General features: G+C 66.5%; 17 protein-coding genes. 8 read left to right on the forward strand and 9 right to left on the reverse strand.

Annotated elements, in window-relative coordinates:
* Positions 1–3: 3 nt before the first annotated feature.
* On the reverse strand, positions 4–3,123 hold the full coding sequence (locus AC5P57_RS05945) for a discoidin domain-containing protein (RefSeq protein ID WP_262235663.1): 3,120 nt from the start codon (positions 3,121–3,123) through the stop codon (positions 4–6).
* 223 nt (positions 3,124–3,346) lie between these two features.
* Between AC5P57_RS05945 and AC5P57_RS05950 the strand changes: the two genes are divergently transcribed.
* A complete protein-coding gene (locus AC5P57_RS05950) occupies positions 3,347–3,646 on the forward strand; it encodes a hypothetical protein (RefSeq protein WP_262235664.1) in 300 nt (99 codons plus the stop codon).
* A 79-nt stretch (positions 3,647–3,725) separates the two neighbouring features.
* Here the strand turns inward: AC5P57_RS05950 and AC5P57_RS05955 are convergent, their stop codons facing one another.
* Positions 3,726–4,802, reverse strand: a complete 1,077-nt coding sequence (locus AC5P57_RS05955; RefSeq protein WP_495219505.1) for an MBL fold metallo-hydrolase — start codon at positions 4,800–4,802, stop codon at positions 3,726–3,728.
* Between the two features lie 104 nt (positions 4,803–4,906).
* Between AC5P57_RS05955 and AC5P57_RS05960 the strand changes: the two genes are divergently transcribed.
* A complete protein-coding gene (locus AC5P57_RS05960; RefSeq protein WP_049449635.1) occupies positions 4,907–5,518 on the forward strand; it encodes a TetR/AcrR family transcriptional regulator in 612 nt (203 codons plus the stop codon).
* Here AC5P57_RS05960 and AC5P57_RS05965 read toward each other — a convergent pair.
* A complete protein-coding gene (locus AC5P57_RS05965) occupies positions 5,515–7,461 on the reverse strand; it encodes an EAL domain-containing protein (protein ID WP_099552886.1) in 1,947 nt (648 codons plus the stop codon). The two genes, AC5P57_RS05960 and AC5P57_RS05965, sit on opposite strands and share 4 nt — an antisense overlap.
* A 63-nt stretch (positions 7,462–7,524) precedes the next feature.
* Positions 7,525–8,508, reverse strand: a complete 984-nt coding sequence (locus tag AC5P57_RS05970) for a LysR substrate-binding domain-containing protein (protein ID WP_430542870.1) — start codon at positions 8,506–8,508, stop codon at positions 7,525–7,527.
* Positions 8,509–8,547: 39 nt separating this feature from the next.
* On the opposite strand from AC5P57_RS05970, the gene AC5P57_RS05975 reads away from it, so the two are divergent.
* Positions 8,548–10,059: an MFS transporter gene (locus AC5P57_RS05975; RefSeq protein WP_262235665.1), complete on the forward strand. Its 1,512-nt coding sequence runs from the start codon at positions 8,548–8,550 to the stop codon at positions 10,057–10,059.
* On the opposite strand, the gene AC5P57_RS05980 is transcribed toward AC5P57_RS05975, so the two are convergent.
* Genes AC5P57_RS05980 through AC5P57_RS05990 form a run of 3 tightly spaced genes read right to left on the reverse strand, consistent with a single transcriptional unit; the run spans position 10,053 to position 12,206 of the window.
* Positions 10,053–10,769, reverse strand: coding sequence for an SDR family NAD(P)-dependent oxidoreductase (locus AC5P57_RS05980; RefSeq protein ID WP_262235666.1), 717 nt, complete (start codon positions 10,767–10,769; stop codon positions 10,053–10,055). The two genes, AC5P57_RS05975 and AC5P57_RS05980, sit on opposite strands and share 7 nt — an antisense overlap.
* A gap of 28 nt (positions 10,770–10,797) precedes the next feature.
* Positions 10,798–11,526 carry a GNAT family N-acetyltransferase gene (locus AC5P57_RS05985; protein ID WP_262235667.1) on the reverse strand — a complete coding sequence of 243 codons (729 nt, stop codon included), beginning with the start codon at positions 11,524–11,526 and terminating at the stop codon, positions 10,798–10,800.
* Between the two features lie 14 nt (positions 11,527–11,540).
* Positions 11,541–12,206 (reverse strand): ArsR/SmtB family transcription factor, encoded by a 666-nt coding sequence (locus AC5P57_RS05990; RefSeq protein ID WP_262235668.1) that lies wholly within the window; start codon positions 12,204–12,206, stop codon positions 11,541–11,543.
* 55 nt (positions 12,207–12,261) lie between these two features.
* On the opposite strand from AC5P57_RS05990, the gene AC5P57_RS05995 reads away from it, so the two are divergent.
* Together AC5P57_RS05995 and AC5P57_RS06000 are read left to right on the forward strand one after the other, a co-directional pair.
* Positions 12,262–12,765 carry a DUF2938 domain-containing protein gene (locus AC5P57_RS05995; RefSeq protein WP_315974208.1) on the forward strand — a complete coding sequence of 168 codons (504 nt, stop codon included), beginning with the start codon at positions 12,262–12,264 and terminating at the stop codon, positions 12,763–12,765.
* A gap of 41 nt (positions 12,766–12,806) precedes the next feature.
* Positions 12,807–13,610, forward strand: a complete 804-nt coding sequence (locus AC5P57_RS06000; RefSeq protein ID WP_262235670.1) for an APH(3')-II family aminoglycoside O-phosphotransferase — start codon at positions 12,807–12,809, stop codon at positions 13,608–13,610.
* Here AC5P57_RS06000 and AC5P57_RS06005 read toward each other — a convergent pair.
* The gene (locus AC5P57_RS06005) at positions 13,583–14,008 is read right to left on the reverse strand and encodes a DoxX family protein (RefSeq protein WP_099552880.1); all 426 of its coding nucleotides are present in this window, start codon (positions 14,006–14,008) and stop codon (positions 13,583–13,585) included. The genes AC5P57_RS06000 and AC5P57_RS06005 overlap by 28 nt on opposite strands.
* Positions 14,009–14,151: 143 nt before the next feature.
* Between AC5P57_RS06005 and AC5P57_RS06010 the strand changes: the two genes are divergently transcribed.
* From AC5P57_RS06010 to AC5P57_RS06020, 3 genes are all read left to right on the forward strand, one after another.
* Entirely contained in the window at positions 14,152–14,742 is a 591-nt protein-coding gene (locus AC5P57_RS06010) for a TetR/AcrR family transcriptional regulator (protein ID WP_142807818.1), read from the forward strand.
* Positions 14,739–15,773, forward strand: coding sequence for a DUF418 domain-containing protein (locus AC5P57_RS06015; RefSeq protein WP_099552878.1), 1,035 nt, complete (start codon positions 14,739–14,741; stop codon positions 15,771–15,773). The genes AC5P57_RS06010 and AC5P57_RS06015 overlap by 4 nt, the downstream gene beginning before the upstream one ends.
* A 99-nt stretch (positions 15,774–15,872) precedes the next feature.
* The gene (locus AC5P57_RS06020) at positions 15,873–16,880 is read left to right on the forward strand and encodes an aminoglycoside phosphotransferase family protein (protein ID WP_099552877.1); all 1,008 of its coding nucleotides are present in this window, start codon (positions 15,873–15,875) and stop codon (positions 16,878–16,880) included.
* A 98-nt stretch (positions 16,881–16,978) separates the two neighbouring features.
* Here the strand turns inward: AC5P57_RS06020 and AC5P57_RS06025 are convergent, their stop codons facing one another.
* Positions 16,979–17,866, reverse strand: a complete 888-nt coding sequence (locus tag AC5P57_RS06025; protein ID WP_099552876.1) for a DMT family transporter — start codon at positions 17,864–17,866, stop codon at positions 16,979–16,981.
* Positions 17,867–17,895: the final 29 nt, after the last annotated feature.

Consider the following 17,895-nt stretch of genomic DNA (forward strand, 5'->3'; position numbering starts at 1 on the left):
GTTCTACCAACGCGCCTCCAGCGTCTTGAACGGCCTTGCCAAGCGCACACCCTCGGCATCGAAGTTGGAAACGATACGTCCATCCACACGCACCGTTTTCGGCGTCGTGCGCGTCGGCCACCAGACCTTCACCGCCGTCTCGTTGCGCAGCCCCGCGCCGAGCGTGACTGTCAGTGTGCCGTCGCGCTGCCGTGCCTGCATCTGCAGCGTGCCATATGCTGTCGGCAGGCGTTCCACCGCCAATCCATCCCCCGCCACCCACGACGGTGGCGTACCTGGCAGCAGCGACAACGCATCATCGTCCTCGCGCATCAGCATGCCGAACAGCGTGCGGCCGTACTCGGCGCCGATCCAGGTGTGCGGCATGTCGCCGAGATAGCGCGGGAAACGCAGCCGCGAATGCACCACTTCGGCCAGCACCTGCCACTCAAGCGGGCGTCGATCATGCAGCAGTCCCTGCAGCAGCTCGTCGGCCACCTGTGGCTGGCCAAGGTGCACGTAACTCAGCACGTTGCGGATCTCGTACGGCGTATAGGCGTACAGCGCACCGGGCTGGCCGCGCCTGCGCACATCGTCCAGGTAGCGGTCGAAGGTGGTACGCAGGGCTTCTGCGGGCAGTACGCTCTGCGCTCCGGTGGGGTCCAAGGCGATCGATACCCCGGTTGGGTCGCCATCGCCCAGGTCGGCCGAGGAGGGTATGAAGTCGATGCCCTTCCACGCCATCGTCGCCCGGATCGAGGCATGCAGCGCGTCGTAGAGCAGCTTGTACTGCCCGCGCGCCCACATTGCGGTCTCGTGGTCGCCCAGCGATTCGGCCAGCCACGCGCCGTCGTGCCAGCCCTTCAGTCCCCAGTAGTCATCCCAGTAGCTGTGGGTGGGCGAGGGGTAGCCCTCGTGGCTGATCGACGGCGCAAGAATGCCCGCGAAGCGTTCCGGTGCCGGCTGGTCGGCCTTGTAGCCGGGCACCAGCGTGCGCTCGCGCAGTTCCTGCAGGAAGCGCAGCGCGGCTTTCACTTTCGGCAGGTAGTCACGCACCGACTCGGGCCCGCCATCCAGGCGCGCGACATCGGCCACCAACGCGACGTACTGCCCTTGGCTGTCGTACTCGATGTCCGATCCAAAGCCGGTGTTGACGCTGCCATCGTCGTTGAGGATCGGCGAAACCAGACCGTTGGCATGCACGCCGTGTTCGCTGTACCAGGCCAGGTAGTCGCGGGCGACGCGGGCTTCGCCCATGCGCAGCAGCACCGCCGAGGTGGCCATGCCGTCGCGGATGAAGGAACGGTTGTAGTTGCGCGGGCCGGGCTGCATGGCCGGGCCGGTCTGGTTGATCAGCATGTAGGCGGCCTGCGCACGCAGCATGTCCACCAGTGAGGGATCGGGCAGGCGCAGGCCGACCTGGCCCAGCCGTGCTTGCCAGTCCGCAGAGGCCTGCGTGGCCAGGGAATCGAATGCTGCATTGGCATCGCGGGGCAGCGCGGCCAGATCGAGCGCAGGCGCTTCGGGCAGTGCGCCCTTGGTATCGGCGGCGGCAGTGCCCAGCGGGAACGCGACCACGATGGCATCGCTGGCGCCTGGTGCCAGTGACACGCGGTAGTTCAACGCAGCCGAGGCAAGACCGTCGTCGTCGTGCGCCTGTTGCGTGGAGGGCAGCTGGCCGGCAGCGAGGTTCGCGGTGATTTCCGTTGCGCCATCCCTGCCAAACGGCGCCGCGCCGGACATAGCCACCGGCGTGAGCGAGTGCAGCAGCGTGCGCCCGTTGATGCGCACGGCCTGTCCATCGATGGTCACATCGCGGATCGGTGACAGCCCGCCGTTCTGCCACGGTGGATTCATCTGCATCGGGCGCACGACCAGGCTGAGCGTGCCGTCGATGCGGGTCTTTCCGGTGTTGTGCAGGCGATGGCGGAGGAAGGTGACCGGTTGCCCGTCGCGTTCGATGGCGAACACTTCGCTGCGCAGCTCCAGGCCGGGCTGCGGTGACCAGGTGGCTGAGGGCATCGGCTTCCAGCCATCACGCAATGCATGCTGCACGTTCTGCCCGGTGGCACCTGCGGCACGCCCGTCAGCGCTACGCCAGAGTGGCTGCACCAGTGGCGCGCCCTTGAAGGCTTCCAGGTTGCCGTATTCGTCGAAGATCGATTTCTGTCGCCCCGCGTGCACGCCGACGGCGGTCCAATAGGTCTGCTGCATCTGCAGCGAGGCCGGGAACAACGCGCGCTGCGCGCCGCTGGCGGCGATCTGATAGCGCTTCATCGGCGTCATCACCGCTTTGGGGCCGAGCAGGCGCAGTCGCGCGACCTGGGGTGCGGCGCCGTCCACGCTCAGCCGGAATGCACGCAGCGGCTGCGCCGTGTCAGCCGCCAGCCAACTCTGCCTGCGGCTGGCCGCCTGCGCATCATGTGCGAGGTCCTGCCAGCGGCCTTGCGCGTCCTGCGCCTGCAATCGAGCAGCGCCGCGCGCGCCTTCCGCCCATTCCACTACAAGGCCAGCCGTGGACTGCGCGCGGGGCAGGGTGATCTCGAACGCGTGAGCGCCTGCTTTTCCGGGCGGAACCGCAACGGCGCCACCGCCTTGCCAGAGCGCTGCTGCCTGCGCTGCATCCACACCGCCGATGCGTGCACTGAGCGAGTCGTCCAGTGGCTCCATCTCGAAGATCGACACGCCCCAATCGGAGGTGCGCTGTGGGCTGGCCAGCCGCAGGTAGCGCGCCTGCCGTGGTGCAAAGTACAGCGTTTCCACATCGCCCAGTGAGTCGGCCATCGTGTACGCGGTCTGCCACTGCGAGCCGTCCAATGAGGTCTGCAGCGAATAGCCTTCCGGGTTGGAGACATCCCAGGTGAGGCGCGCACCGGCCAGCAGCGCTGGTGCGCCCAGATCGATCTGGAACCAGTGGCCGGGGCTGAAGGCGCCGCCGGTGACGGTCTTCGGGTCGCCGTCGATCAGGTGGCTGATCGCCATCGCCGGCACCTGCTGCGAGGAACTGCTGGCCTGCCATTGGCTGCGCGGGGGGAGGGTCTGTGCCTGTGCGCTGGAGGCGAGGGCGGCCAACAGCAGGGCAGTGGCAGATCGCCATGGGATAGTTGAGCGGAAGACCTTGGAACGTTCGGCGCGCAACGTCATTACGGACAGCCTCGCAGGTTCGACCGGAATCGGGCGAGCGCTACGCTAGCAAGGGATGTAATCGGTTACATGACGCACTGCAATAGGTTGTGGATGATGGCCGGTCGCCTCGATCGCCGGTTTGAGTCACGATCACCATCAATGGGGTTGACGGATGTGGCTCTGGACGGCCGTCGGCCAGGCCATACGCTATTTGTAGCGACCTCGGATCTGGAATGGATTGATGATGGAATTCAGTTTCACGCTGATGTACCGAGTGTCCGATATCGGGGAAGGTCTCAGTGCATTTGAGCGAGGTCTCGCAGAGTCGGGATGTGACGATGCGCTGCCGGGTAGTGGTTTGCCGGGTATCTTGGCGTTGCGATTCCAGAGAGAGGGAACGGTCGCAAACGAAGTCGCGCGTGATACATGCGTGCAGGTCCAAAATGCGCTTCCGGAAGCCGGGTTGATAACCGTGCATTTCGATGTCAGCAATGCTGCCAGTATCTCTACTTGCGGTGCCTCCAGAGCTGGGCTTGTTTGACTTCCACGGAACACTTTTGAGAAGCAGCCGAGCATGGCTCGGCTCTACATGGTTTCCGGCAGGTCAAGCGCCCCCCCTGTTACAGCTCCACCGTCTCCCACCAGCGGCTACCCGCCTGCGGCGCCTGCATGTCCAGCGCTTCGCCCATCATCGGCGTGGCCACCGGAACATTCTTCGCTGCGGCCAGCGCGGTGATCCGTTCGAACGGCTGCTGCCACTCGTGCAGGGCCAGGTCGAAGGTGCCATTGTGGATCGGCAGCAGCCACTTGCCGCGCAGGTCCAGGTGCGCCTGCAGGGTTTGTTCCGGCTGCATGTGCACGAACGCCCAACGCGGGTCGTAGGCACCGGTCTCGATCATCGTCAGGTCGAACGGGCCGTACTTTTCGCCGATGGCCTTGAAGCCGTCGAAGTAGCCGGTGTCGCCGCTGAAGAAGATGCGGAAGTCGCCGTCCTGGATCACCCATGACGCCCACAGGCTGCGATCACTGTCGCCCAGCCCGCGGCCGGAGAAGTGCTGGCCCGGGGTGGCGGTCAGGCGCAGGCCGCTGGCTTCGGTCGATTGCCACCAGTCCAGCTGTTCCACCTTGCTGGCGTCCACACCCCAGGCAATCAGCTGGTCACCCACGCCGAGCGGGGCAATGAAGCGCGCGGTCTTGCCGGCCAGCTGCATCACTGCGGCATGGTCCAGGTGGTCATAGTGGTTGTGGGAGAGGATCACGCCGGCGATCGGCGGCAGCGCGTCGATGCTGATCGGTGGCGCATGGAAGCGTGCCGGCCCCATCCACTGCACCGGCGATGCGCGCTCGAAGAACACCGGGTCGGTCAGCCAGTACTGGCCACGCAGTTTCAGCAGGATCGTGGAGTGCCCCAGCCGGAACAGGCTGCGGTCCGGCGCGGCGTCGAGGGTGGCGCGGTCCAGCGGCTGCACCGGAATCGGGTGGGCGGGCACGGTGCCCTTGGGCTTGTTGAAGAGGAACGTCCACCAGATCTCCGCACCGTCGCGCAGGCCCATTGCCGGACGGGGCAGGGCATTGCGGAACTTGCCGTCGCGATACTGCGGCGAATCGGGGAAGTCGGGGAGGGACCAGGACTTGCAGAAGGTGTAGGCGGTCACGGCGAGGATTCCAAGCAAAAGGACAAGGAGCAGGCGCTTCATGGGTGACGTCCGCTGAGTACACTGCACAGTGTAGTTTCGTGTTTTTCAAAAGTACACTCCCGGGTGTAAAATGGTGGCGTCCGTTCAGTTATCCGGTTCCCGCCATGCCCCGTGCCCCACAACGCCTGACCGACCGTAAACGCGACGCCATCGTGCGCGCGGCGGTGGAGGAGTTCCGTGCATCCGGCTACGAGGCGACCAGCATGGACCGCATCGCAGAGGCGGCCGGGGTCTCCAAGCGCACCGTCTACAACCACTTCCCGAGCAAGGAAGCGTTGTTCTCGATGATCCTGGAGGAGCTGTGGGAACGCAGCGTGGCCAGCGACGCATTGCCGTACCGCGCCGACCAGCCGCTGCAGGCGCAGCTGCTGCAGCTGCTGGGCCAGAAGCTGGAACTGCTCAGCGATGCCAATTTCATCGATCTGGCGCGGGTGGCGATGGCCGAGATCATCCACTCACCGGAGCGGGCGCAGGCCATCGTCTGCCGCATGGGCGAGAAGGAAAGTGGCGAGAGTGCGTGGATCCGCGCGGCAATCGCCGATGGCCGGTTGCGCGAGGTCGATCCGGAGTTCGCCGGCCACCAGCTGCACGGGCTGGTGAAGAGCTTTGCGTTCTGGCCACAGGTGACGATGGGGCAGGCACCGTTGAACGCACAGGAGCGTGCACGTGTGGCCGAATCGGCGGTGGCGATGTTCCTGGGTTTCTACGCGGTCTAGCTGGCGGCGAAGCGGCGGAACTCGTCGGCCGGCAGCGCTGCCGAGTACAGATAGCCCTGGCCGACATCCACGCCCAGTGCACGCAGTTGTTGTTCCTGCGCCAGGGTCTCGGTGCCCTCGGCCACGACAACCGCACCGCAGCGGTGCGCGACTTCGACGATGAAGCGTACGATCGACTGCGACTTGGCGTCGGACAGCGTGGCGATCAGCGCCTGTTCGATCTTGACCTCGGCGATGGCCAGCTGCGAAAGCAGGATCAGGGTTGAATAGCCGGCACCGAAATCATCCAGTGACAGGGTGACCTCCGCCGCCAGCAGCTGTGCGATGTTGGCATCGACCACGTCGCGCTCGACGATCTCGGTCCATTCGACGATCTCCAGGCGCAGCATCGCGCCAGGTACATCGTGCAGTGCCAGCAGTTCCTGCAGTCGCAGGCCGAAGTCGGGCAGGCGCAGTGACTCGGCCGAAACGTTCACGGCGATCTTCAGCTGCGTGCCATCGCGTCGGCACTGCTGCAGGAAGTGGACGGCCGACTGCAGCGTGGCCCATTCCAGTTCAGCCAGCCGCCCCTGCCGGCGCAGCAGCGAGATGACCCGCATCGGCGCGATCAGCCGGCCCTCGCCGTCGCGCATGCGCAGCAGTGCTTCGGCGCCGACCAGCTGGCGGTCCTGCAGGCGATGCTTGGGCTGGTAGCAGAGCGGTGCGTCGCCCTGCTGCAGCCAGCGTTCGAGGGCGACTTCGATCAGGGCGTCGATCTCGCTGTCACGCTGGATCGGGTCGTCGAAGAACACGACGCCGGATTCGATCGCACTCAGTGCCACGGTGATTGCCCGGAAAGGCAGGTGGCCATCGTCTGCGGCGGCCGGTGGCTTCAGTTCGACCACCGCACAGCGGAACAGCGGCCGGAAGCCTGGCCAATCGCGGCCGACACGATCGGCCAGGTTGCTGGCCAGCTCGGTGATCTGCGGTTGCGTGCGCAGTTCGGACAAGGTCAGGTCGCGCACCAGGATCGCCAGCGCGGCATCGCCGAACTGGTAGATCTCCAGCCGCCCGGCCGGCAGCGAGGGCAGCAGCCGATGCACCTCTTCGGTACTGTCGCGTTGCCACAGGCCGTTGTCCTGAAGCGGACCATAGCGCAGGCGCAGATCGCGCAGGTTGCCCATCTCTGCCACGATCAGGCAGGCCTTGCCGATGCCGTCGTTGTCGCGCCAGTAATGCTGCAGGCGTTCGCCGAGCGCGCGCATGTTGGGCAGGCCACTGATCGGATCGATGCGCAGCCAGGCCTGTTCGCGCTGGCGCTGTGCATCGATCTGCGCATCGTTGTAGACCAGTGCGAACACCGCGCCCAGCATCAGCAGCGATAGTGGCAGTGCCAGCAGGCGCTGGATTGCCAACTCCTCCACAGGCAGCTGATTGGCGCCGATGATTGCTACGCCCAGTGCCAGGCCCAACGCAGTGACGACAATACGCACGCCCCAGGCCTGCAGGATCATGCGCAGCGAGAGTTCGTTGAGCATGCGCGGGTGCAGGCGCCTGCGCAGCCAGACGCCAGCCAGCATCTGCAACATGGCCTCGAGGCCGGCCGGCAGGAAGTACTGGGTGCCGACGAACTGGTAGCGTGCCAGCAGGCTTGCGCCCAGGCAGGCCAGGCCACCGCGCCAGCCGCCAAGCAGGCCGCTGACCAGCAGGATGTCGAAACCCAGGTGGAGCTTGACCACGCCCTGGGTGTAGCGGGCCACGAACCAGGCGTTGAACAGGTAGATCAGGCCCAGCGCCACGCCCACGTACAGGCGGCGGCCTTCAATGGCATGGCCGGCGCGACGGGTGGCGATCAGCAGCACGCCGATCATGCCGATCACCGCCGTGGCCTGCAGCAGGTACAGCGGCAGGCTGGGCAGGGCGCTGTCCAGGACCTGGGCCGCAACCCGTGAAAGCGCATCCATAGCAGGTTCCCGCCTGTGACCGACGGCCAGTGACGATCAGCGTAGTCGCAGCAGGGCGCAGGTTCAATTGCGCTGGCTGCGTTCGGGCAGGAGGTGTTCGGCCATGAAATCCACGAACGCGCGTACACGCGGCTGCTGGTGGCGATGGCTTGGCCAGAGGGCCCAGAAGGTGCTTCGCTCGGTGCTCCATGGATCCAGGACACTGACGAGCACACCGCGGTCCAGCGCATCACGCGTGGCGAAGTCGGGCAGGCACGCAATGCCATGGCCATCGATGGCCATGTGCAGGATCGTCTCAAGATGATTGGCGGTCATCGCGGCAGTCAGCCGCGTCTCAGAGCTTCCCTCATGCGCGGGCAGTGGCCAACGTTCGAGCAGGCCGGTGCCGGGAAAGCGATGGAGGAGGCAGGCGTGAGCACTCAGCTCATCCGGGTACTGCGGCGTGCCGCGCTGGGCGAAGTATGCAGGGGCACCCACGCACAGCAGGCGGGTACTGCCCAGGTTGCGACCGTGCAGCCGGGAGTCGGCGGGGCTGCCTGTGCGGACGACGGCGTCGAAGCCCTCCTCGATGACATCGACCAGGCGGTCGCTGAAGTGCAGGTCGAGTTCGATGGCGGGGAAGCGGTGCGCAAACGCCGAAAGCACCGGCAGCATCAGACCGCTGGTGAGTGGAAGACTGACCTTCAGGCGTCCGCTGGGCGCGGCCTGGGCATCGGTCAGCTCGCGTTCTGCCGCAGCGACCTCGATCATGATGCGGCGGCAACGTTCAAGGAACTGCTCGCCTTCGGCAGTCAGGCTGACGCTGCGGGTATTGCGATTCAGCAGGCGGGCGCCCAGGCGCTCTTCCAGCCGGGCGATGGTCTTGCTTGCTGCCGAAGGGGTGATGCCACGCTGTCGCGCTGCGGCCGCGAAGCTGCGTGCCTCGGCGACCAGAACGAAGAGGCTGAGACCGGCAAAGCTGTCCATGACGTTGCCATTGATGACGTTCATGTCATTAAAGCACGGACCCGAGGGTGGATTCTTCCGCAATAGCGTCGTCGATAGCATCAATGCAGTGGCGCTTTGCCACGCTGGAGCTTCATCGACATGTCTGTTGCCTCTGCTGAGACGGCCGGATCATCACGCTTTGGAGTGGTGCTGGCAGGCTGCCTGACCGCGCTCACCATTCCCTTGAGCATTGCCAGCCCCGCGGTGGGCATTCCTGCCATCCGGGACGCGCTGGGCGGTTCCCCTGCGGCGTTGTCCTGGATCATCAATGCCTACCTGTTGACCTACGGCTGCACCACGCTGGTGGCCGGTGGACTGGCCGATCTGCATGGCCGGCGCCGGATCTGGATCCTGGGCGGCGCGTCGTTTGCGCTCGTCACCGGCCTGATTCCCTTGATGCCCGATGTGGCGTGGATCGATGTCCTGAGACTGCTTCAGGGGATGGCGGCGTCGGCAGCGTTTGCCGGCGCGATGGCGTCGCTGGCGCAGGTGTTCGACGGCCAGGCGCGGGCAAGGGTTTTCAGCCTGATCGGCACCACCTTTGGTGCAGGGGCCGCAGGCGGTCCGCTGCTGGCAGGCGGGTTGATCGATGCGCTGGGCTGGGAATGGGTGTTCTTCCTGCCGGCGTTGCTGGCGGCCCTGACCGTACCGCTGGTCGCCCTGTCATCCGCCGAATCGAGAAACGCCGGTTCGCCACGCCTGGATTGGCTGGGGGCTATCACCTTCATGCTGGCGCTGGGCTCACTCACCTACGCCATGATCGTGCTGCCGGAACGTGGCCTGTTGCATCCGCAGACGCTGGTACTGCTGGCGCTCTCGGTGGTGTTGCTGGGCGGGTTCATTGTCGTTGAGCGCTCCCATCGCACACCCTTGCTGGATCTCGGCCTGTTCCGCAACCGGCGCTTTGTTGGCGTGCAGATTCTGGCCGCTGCCCCTGCGTTCTCCTACGTCGTCCTTCTGGTCGTGCTGCCGGCTGGCTTCATCGGTGTTGAAGGACTGCGGCCCACCGAGGCTGGGCTGGCGATGGCAGCACTGTCTGCACCCTTGCTGGTTGTTCCCCTGGTTGCCGGTTACCTGCTGCGCTGGATTCCGGCGCGGACGCTGTGCTGTGCGGGCCTGCTGATCGGCGCGCTTGGGCTGGCATGGCTGGCGCAGGTGTTCCCGTTCCCGTCGGTGCGCTGGATGCCGATGCTGGTCATCGGGATCGGCATCGGCCTTCCCTGGGGGATCATGGATGGCCTGGCGGTCAGCGTGGTCGGCAAGGAGCAGGCCGGCATGGCCGCTGGCATCTTCAATGCGATGCGACTGGCAGGCGATTCCATTGCCCTCGCGCTTGTCGGCATCATGCTCTCGGCCCGGATTGGCGGGAACATGACGCTGGAGGCCGGCGCCGTGGCCCGTGCCGCCGTGCACAGGCTGTCCATGGGCGACCTCGGTGGAGCGGTGGAGGCGTTGCCCGGCGTTTCGAGAACGGTGCTGGCCCAGGCGTACATGGAGGCCGTCCGTGGCCAGCTGTTTGTCCTGGCGATGGCGACCGTGCTGACCGCCATCGTGCTGGGGTACCTGTTGCGCGAAGAGGCCGAGCCTGACCAGCGCAGCGGTAGTCAGTAGCGCGGGTCAGCGATGGCCGGCAGCACCAGTTCGCGCACGAAGCCGGACGGCGACAACTGCAGCAACGCACGCACCATCGCAACGACGTCATGGACGGGCACCAGTTCGCCCTCGCCGCGCGCTGCGGCCTCTGCCATCGGCACCGACAGTGCATCGTCGGTGTTGAGGTAGCCCAGCTGCAGGCTGGTCACCGCCAGGCGGCGATCACGGAAGCCCTCGCGCAGTGCATCGGCGATGCCATTGAGCGCGAACTTGGATGCGCCGAACGCCACTTCCGGGCGGCCGCTGCGTGGCAGTGCCGAGGTCGAGCCGGTCAGCACCAGCTGCGGGCGTGGCGCGCCGAGCACTCGCGGCAGCAGGCGCTGCAGCAGCACCAGGGTCGCGGTGATGTTGACGTCGACCAGTTGGGTGAGTGCGGCATCGCTCTCGTCGAGGAAGGCGTACTCATCGCTGAAGGCGGTTTCTTCCCAGATGCCCAGGTTGTGGATCAGCACATCCAGATCGGCCGGTGCCTGCGCTGCGATGTGATTGGCAGCCAGGGGGGGCTGGGACAGGTCGGCTTCGATCCACTGCAGGGTGACACCCTCGGGGCATTCAAGATCGCGTGGACGGTTGCGCGAAACGCCGATGACGGTGTCGCCCGCACTGCACAGGCCTTCCACGAACGCCCGACCGAGGCCCCTGCTGGCGCCGATGACCATCAATTTCATGTTGCTTCCTTGTTGTACTGCGGCAGCCTCAATCGGCTGCCAGAACGGTGTCCCAGTCGGCGAACGCACGCAGGCCGCTGCGCTCGGCGGTAATGATCGAGGCGGTGTTGTCGAGCTGGCAGCGGTATTGAGGCTGCAGCCCGGCCGCCTGCGCGGACACGGCCATGGCGTGTACCAGCTGGCGCGCGTGCCCGCGACCGCGGGCCTCGGGCAGGGTCAGCACGCCCATGTCGGCCAGGGCTGGATCCAGGCTCCACGGGTACATGCTTGCCGCGGCAACCAGCTGCTCGCCATCGAAGGCACCGAACGCCTGCCAGTGATCCAGTTCAACCCAGGCCGCATCCAGATCCTCTTCGCTGGCGCTGGCCTGGAACATGTCGAACGCGGCTGCGTCGGCCGGGTCGAGACGGCGGACATGTGGCGGTACAGGGCGATCGGCCAAGGCCGCAAGTTCTGCGGCAGGGAAGTAGAAGACGCGATCCGCGCCATGCGTGCACTGGTCGAGCTGCTGCAGACGCTGTTGCAGCTGCGCCAGCGTCCAGTGCGGTTGTACTGGCAGTTGCAGGCGAGCCGCCAGGGCAGGGCGCAGCAGTGCGCGCGCAGGGCCGACGAGTGGCTGCAGCAGCATGCCATCCTCGCCCTCATCGAAATCATCGCTGCACGCCAACTGCAGCAGTGGATCATCCTGCAGCGTGCGCTGCCCGGAGAACACGCCGCGCCAGGTCGCATCGATCAACGGGGCAAACACATCATCCATGACCGGTGTCTCGCTCAGTGCCGGGGCAGGTCCACCTGCAGGCCGGCGGCCTTCCATTCGGGGTAACCGGCGGCGAGCCGCTGCGCGGTCAGTCCGGCCTCGCGCAGCATCGCCACCGCATCGTTGGACAGCACGCAGTAGGGACCGCGGCAGTACGCGACAATGTGGACGGCACGCGGCAGTTCGTCCATCCGTGCACGCAGTTCCGTAACGGGAATGTTCAGCGCGCCGGGCAGGTGGCCCAGATCGAATTCCTCGCGCGGCCGTACATCCAGCAGCACCACGCTGCTGCGTTGTTCCAGCAGCTGCTCGACGGTCAGTCCTTCCAACGCATCGCGGCGCTGCAGGCTGTCGTGGATCACGCCCTGCATCTCGCTGCGCTGGTGGTCGGCATAGTCGCGCAGCGCGGCCAGCAGGTTGCCCAGCGGGCCATCACCACTGCGGTAGAGGATGCGCTTGCCATCGCGGCGGGTCTGTACCAGGCCGGCGCGGCGCAGCTGCTGCAGGTGCTGGGAGGTATTGGCCACCGACAGCCCGGTCAGTTCGGCCAGGCGTTCCACGGCGCGCTCGCCCTGGGCGATGTGCTCCAGCAGGGCCAGGCGATGGGCATGGCCGAGCGTGCGGGCGATCTCGGCCAAGGCCTCCAGCGGTGAGGGGGGTGGCTCTGTTGCAGCGTTCATGCGGGGTACGCTAGCATCGCTCTATCATTCAAGCAAATAATTGAAGATTGGTGATATGGTTGGCGTGGCGACATTCGTGATGGATGCGGTGGTAGTCGGCGTGGGAGCAACCGCAGTGATGGACCTGTGGGCACTGGTGCAGCGGCGGCTGCTCGGTATTCCCTCGCTGGATTTCGCGATGGTCGGGCGTTGGCTGGGGCACCTGCCGCGCGGGCGCTTCCGCCACGACGGCATCGGCCGCTCGGCAGCGGTCAGTGGCGAGCGCGCGCTGGGCTGGACCGCGCATTACGTGATCGGGGTGGTCTTCGCCGCGTTGTTGCTGGCCGTGGTCGGAAACGGTTGGGTGCAGGCACCGACTCTGTGGCCTGCGCTGGCCTTCGGCACTCTCAGTGTTGCCGCGCCGTTCCTCATCCTGCAGCCGGGCATGGGTGCCGGCCTTGCCGCTTCGAAGACCCCGGCGCCGGGCAAGGCGCGCCTGCGCAGCCTGGTGGCGCACAGCGTGTTCGGCGCAGGCATGTACCTTTCCGCGCTGCTGTTGGCCGCGATCCGTGCAGGATGAGCGAGAATCCGTGGGGTCACCGGCAACAGGAACACCCCGGCATGGAAGCACCCGATCCCTGCACTGATGGCATGCCGCTACCGTGGGCATGGCAGGAAACGTTGGCCGATGCGCGCATCGAGCGCCAGTCGATCGGTGTTTCGCGCGCGGATGTAGCCCGTGTGCAACGGCCGGGGCAGGCCGATGCCTTCGTGAAGTCGGAAGTGATCGACGCCTTCAGTGAGCTGGGCGATGAGATCGCGCGCCTGCGCTGGCTGCAGGCACAGGGACAACCGGCGCCGACGGTGATTGCCACCGCCGAAGAAGCGGGCCGGCGCTGGTTGCTGATGAGCGCGCTGCCCGGCCGCGACCTGGCTTCGTCGCCTGAACTCGCGCCGCAGGAACTGGTGGAACTGCTGGCCGACGCGCTGCGCGGGCTGCATGCGTTGCCGGTGGCAGCCTGTCCGTTCGACCAGCGACTGGCCTCGCGCCTGCAGGCGGCGCAGGCACGGGTCGAGGCGGGCATGGTCGACGCTGACGACTTCGATGACGAGCGCCTGGGCCAGAGTCCGCAGCAGGTCTTCGCCGAACTGTGCAGCACCCGGCCCGATCATGAAGACCTGGTGGTCAGCCATGGCGATGCCTGCCTGCCGAACCTGATGGTGGTCGAGGGGCGTTTCAGCGGTTTCATCGACTGTGGGCGACTGGGTGTTGCCGACCGCTACCAGGACCTGGCGCTGGCCGCGCGCAGCCTGGTCCACAACTTCGGCGACACGCGTTGGGTCGCGCCGTTGTTCCAGCGCTACGGCGCGGTGGCCGACGAGCGCCGGCTGGCGTTCTACCGGTTGCTCGACGAGTTCTTCTGAGCCCGCGCGTGGCTGGCGATGGCCGCGCAGATCAGGCCGCCGACCACGCTCAGGTGCTCCAGCGCGAAGAACAGGGCCAGCTGCTGTTCCGCACCGTGCTTGGTCCAGAAGGTATGCACGATGACGATGGTCAGCAGCATGAACACCGCCAGCGCACCGCTGCCCAGCCAGAGCAGGCGGTCAAGCAGCAGGCACAGTGAGCCGCCCAGCAGCACCACGGCGCTGGCGAGGTTGAACAGCACAGGCGGTTGCAGCCCGGCCGCCTGCATTTCGGCCACGCTGTTGTCCCACGCCAGCAGCTTGGCCAGGCCCGAGGACAGGAACACCACGGCCAGCAGCAGTCGGGCGAGGAGCCACAGCACGCGGCTGTCGAGCAGGGTGGTGATCATCCTTGGCATGCAGGAACTCCGGGTTGAGCATGGGACAGGCCGCGCAGCATCGGGCCTCAACAGCGGTTGAGGTCAAGGCTGGCTGAACGAAGCCCGATGGTGGTCGGGTTGCCGTCTTCTAATTGGACGAACGTTCGTTCACTATTTGCGCCATGAACCGAGCCGACCGCAACGAGCAACGCATCGCGCAGATCCTGCAGGCCGCTCTGCAGTGCTTTCTCGCAAAGGGATTCCACCAGACCAGCATGCGTGACATCGCGCAGGCGGCCGGTGTCAGCCTGGGCAATCTCTACAACCACTTCCCGGGCAAGGAAGCGATCATCCTTGCCGTGGCGGTGGCCGAGAGCGAAGAACTGGCACCGTTGCTGCAGCGCCTGGCTGCGTCCGATGGCGAGCGCGCACAGGTGCTGGTGTTCCTTCAGGACTTCCACGCACTATGCCGGCAGCCGGAATGGGCGACGCTCGCCGTCGAAGTATTGGCCGAGAGCGCACGCAATCCTGCCGTGGCCGAGGCATTCGCGGCCAATCGCAGGCAATTGCAGGCGACGCTGGCCGAAGCCCTGCAGCACGTTGCGCAGCGCGAACGTCGGCGCCCGGCGTTGACACCGGCATTGCAGTCGCAGGTGCTGCTGGACGCCATCGAGAGCGACGCGCTGCGGCGGGGGCTGGGCGAAGCCGATGGCACCGATGAGGCTTCGCTGGATCTGGGTCTGCTCGCGCTGCTGCTTGGGGCACGCGCTTGAGCGCCGTCGACCGGCGATTGCACGGCCTTGATCTTGCGCGCTACCTGGCGCTGGCCGGCATGGTGCTGGTCAACTTCCGCCTGGCGATGGCCGTGCCGGCAGAGGGTGAGGGTTGGCTGGCAGGGTTCTTCCATCTGCTGGAGGGCAAGGCCTCGGCGACGTTCGTTACGCTGGCCGGTCTTGGCCTGGTACTGGCCACGCAGCGGCAGGGTTGGTGGCTGGCCAGTGTGCAGACCTGGCGGCGCGCACTGTTCCTGCTGGTGCTGGGCCTGCTCAACCTGACCCTGTTCCCGGCCGATATCCTGCATTACTACGCGGTGTATTTCGCATTGGCCGTGGTGTGGTTGCGTGCTTCGCCGCGGGTGTTGCTGGCCAGCATCGTGGGCCTGGCGGCCTGTTCGTTCTGGGCGTTGCTGCACTGGGACTACAGCCAGGGATGGAACTGGCAGACGCTGGAATACGCCGGTCTGTGGCAATGGCCGGGCGCGGTCCGCAACCTCCTGTTCAACGGCTTCCATCCGCTGCTGCCCTGGTTGTGCTTCTTCCTGCTGGGCATGTTGCTGGCGCGGCTGCAGTTGTCGCAACCGCGGGTGCAGCGTGCACTGCTGGTGCTGGGCGTGCTGTTGGTTGGTGCCGGCCAGGGCGTGCAGCAGCTTGCGCAGGGAACGCCCTGGCAGGCATGGCTGGGAACGCAGCCGATGCCGCCGGGACCGGCCTACGTACTCACCGGTGCGGGCGCGGCGTGCAGTGTCATTGCCGCCTGCCTGTGGCTGGCGCGTGTGCGATCGGGTGACTGGCTGGCGCCGTTCACGGCGGCAGGGCGCATGACCCTCACGCTCTATGTCGGCCACATCCTGCTGGGCATGGGAACACTGGAAAGCCTCGGCCTGCTTGACGGACGTGCGTCGCTTGCCTCGGTGCTGTTGTGGGCGCTGTTGTTCCTGATGCTGGCGACAGGCGCGGCGTGGCTGTGGTCGTGGCAGTTCGCACGCGGTCCACTGGAAGCGATGATGCGGCGCATCGCGGGCTAGTCCTTTGGTCGCGCCGAGGTGATGTTGTGACGGACATGTCTGTGTCGCGGCGAACGCATCTGCGATAGTGGCGGCAGGTATTACTTTCCGCTTGCATCCATGTCATTCGCTTCGGCGCAGCATCTCGGCGAAGTCCTGCAACAATCCTATGGCATTACCGCCACCGCTGTGGTGCCGCGCCCGGTGGGTGCCGACGCCAATGCCAGCGTGTATCGTGTCGACGCGCGCCACGGTCAATGGTGGCTGAAATGCCGCACGTACCAGGTTGATCCGGCGGTATGGGACAGCCTGCACTGGCTGCGCGGTACGCTGGGCATCGATGAAATCGTGGCCCCATGGCCGGCGCTGACCGGTGGTGCGTCGGTGCAGCGTTGGGGACTGCAGTTCACCCTGTTCCCCTACATAGAAGGCCAGTCCGGGTTCGAGGCGGCGTTGAGCCATAGGCAGTGGCGACGCCTGGGCGAGGTGCTGCGGCGCCTGCACGCGTCGCCGCTGCCCACCGAACTGCAGCGTGGGCTACCGACCGTGCGGCTGGAAACTGCGGCACTTGAGACCGTTGGGCAGTGGCTGGCGGGCGAGGGCCTTGCCGCCGCAAAGGATGGGCTGGGCCGTGCATTCGTTTCCGTATGGGACCGGCAGCATGCGCGCATCACCGCGCTGCATGCCCAGGCACTGCAGCTGCACGCGGCATTGCAGGAGGTTCCGGCTGACCTGCACCTGTGCCATACCGACCTGCATGCCGGCAATCTGCTGATGGGCAATGACGGTGGCCTGCACCTGATCGACTGGGATGGCCTGTCGCTGGCCCCGCGCGAGCGTGACCTGATGTTCATCGGTGCCGCTGTCGGCGGGCGCTGGGGCCGCGAGAATCCACTGGGGTTCGAAGACGGCTACGGCAGTGACCGTGGCGATCCGCGCTGGATCGCCTGGTACCGGCACTGGCGCATCCTCCAGGACCTGATCGAGTTCCAGCAGGTGCTGCTGGGGAGCGATGGAGAGGAGCGCTCGCCTCCATTGCGGCGGCAGTCGCTGCACTATCTGGGCGAACAGTTCGCGCCGGGCAATGTGTTCGATGCGGCGGAGCGTGCGTATCGCGCGCTGGGTTAGTTCCCGGGCCGTTGCCAGGATCGCCCCGGGTAGAGTCGACTGTTAGTTGTGACTTCCCGGTAGGTTGTTCACCCATGGCGTGTCCATGCAGGTGGTTTCTATTCCGCGGGCTTGGCCGCTGCCGAGGCCGCGGCACTGGCGGCACGACGCGACAGCACGGCCTCGCGATGGGCGATGTAGGCGTTGGCGGCGAGGATGATGCCGGCACCAATGATCGTCCAGCGATCCACCGTTTCGTTGAACAGCAGCCAGCCGCACAGCGTTACCAGCGGCAGCTGCAGGAAGCTGATCGGGGTCAGGGCGGAGACTTCGCCCAGGCGCAGTGCGCGCGTCCACAGCAGCTGGCCGATGGTGCCAAGCACGCCGGTGGCCAGCAGCCACAGCCACGCCATGCCGGTGGGCCAGACCCAGACGAACAGTGCCGGGACCAGCGACAGCGGCACCCAGAACACGTAGGTGTAGAGCACCACGGTGTCGGCACTGTCGACGCGGGTCAGCTGCTTGATCTGGATCGCCACCAATGAGCTGAGCACGGCGGCAGCCACCGCCACCAGGCTTCCCGCGGTGAAGCCGGCGGTACCGGGGCGCACGATCACCAGCACGCCGATGAAGCCGACCACCACCGCGGCCCAGCGGCGCACGCGCACGGTCTCACCCAGCCAGAGCACGGCAGCAATGGTGACGAACAGCGGCGTGGAGTACGAGAGCGATACCGCCTGCGCCAATGGCAGGTGGCCCAGCGCCCAGAACGCGCACAGCATCGAGCCCAGGCCGATCGCACTGCGCACGAAATAGCGCGGCAGCTGCTGGGTCTTCAGTGGTGCGTGACCGGGGCGCAGCAGCATCGGCAACAGCGCGAGCAGGCCGAAGGCGTTGCGGAAGAACGCCACTTCCTGGGTCGGTACGTAGCGCGTGGCGTAGCGGATCGCCACGGCCATCAGGCCGAATGCCATCGTGCTGCCGAGCATCAACAGCGCCGCCCGCATCGGGGTGGCGCTGGGGGAGAGGGCGGGGC

It is taken from the genome of Stenotrophomonas sp. YJH_SMC_79, from assembly GCF_059367995.1.

What these genes read in the sequence shown, in the direction of transcription:
- AC5P57_RS05975 (WP_262235665.1), top strand. Translation starts at nt 8,548, where the DNA reads ATGTCTGTTGCCTCTGCTGAGACGGCCGGATCATCACGCTTTGGAGTG.
- AC5P57_RS05985 (WP_262235667.1), bottom strand. Translation starts at nt 11,526, where the DNA reads ATGGATGATGTGTTTGCCCCGTTGATCGATGCGACCTGGCGCGGCGTG.
- AC5P57_RS05950 (WP_262235664.1), top strand. Translation starts at nt 3,347, where the DNA reads ATGATGGAATTCAGTTTCACGCTGATGTACCGAGTGTCCGATATCGGG.
- AC5P57_RS05990 (WP_262235668.1), bottom strand. Translation starts at nt 12,206, where the DNA reads ATGAACGCTGCAACAGAGCCACCCCCCTCACCGCTGGAGGCCTTGGCC.
- AC5P57_RS06000 (WP_262235670.1), top strand. Translation starts at nt 12,807, where the DNA reads ATGGAAGCACCCGATCCCTGCACTGATGGCATGCCGCTACCGTGGGCA.
- AC5P57_RS05970 (WP_430542870.1), bottom strand. Translation starts at nt 8,508, where the DNA reads ATGCTATCGACGACGCTATTGCGGAAGAATCCACCCTCGGGTCCGTGC.
- AC5P57_RS05955 (WP_495219505.1), bottom strand. Translation starts at nt 4,802, where the DNA reads ATGAAGCGCCTGCTCCTTGTCCTTTTGCTTGGAATCCTCGCCGTGACC.
- AC5P57_RS05995 (WP_315974208.1), top strand. Translation starts at nt 12,262, where the DNA reads ATGGTTGGCGTGGCGACATTCGTGATGGATGCGGTGGTAGTCGGCGTG.
- AC5P57_RS06025 (WP_099552876.1), bottom strand. Translation starts at nt 17,866, where the DNA reads ATGCGGGCGGCGCTGTTGATGCTCGGCAGCACGATGGCATTCGGCCTG.
- AC5P57_RS06005 (WP_099552880.1), bottom strand. Translation starts at nt 14,008, where the DNA reads ATGCCAAGGATGATCACCACCCTGCTCGACAGCCGCGTGCTGTGGCTC.
- AC5P57_RS06020 (WP_099552877.1), top strand. Translation starts at nt 15,873, where the DNA reads ATGTCATTCGCTTCGGCGCAGCATCTCGGCGAAGTCCTGCAACAATCC.
- AC5P57_RS05965 (WP_099552886.1), bottom strand. Translation starts at nt 7,461, where the DNA reads ATGGATGCGCTTTCACGGGTTGCGGCCCAGGTCCTGGACAGCGCCCTG.
- AC5P57_RS06010 (WP_142807818.1), top strand. Translation starts at nt 14,152, where the DNA reads ATGAACCGAGCCGACCGCAACGAGCAACGCATCGCGCAGATCCTGCAG.
- AC5P57_RS05960 (WP_049449635.1), top strand. Translation starts at nt 4,907, where the DNA reads ATGCCCCGTGCCCCACAACGCCTGACCGACCGTAAACGCGACGCCATC.
- AC5P57_RS05980 (WP_262235666.1), bottom strand. Translation starts at nt 10,769, where the DNA reads ATGAAATTGATGGTCATCGGCGCCAGCAGGGGCCTCGGTCGGGCGTTC.
- AC5P57_RS05945 (WP_262235663.1), bottom strand. Translation starts at nt 3,123, where the DNA reads ATGACGTTGCGCGCCGAACGTTCCAAGGTCTTCCGCTCAACTATCCCA.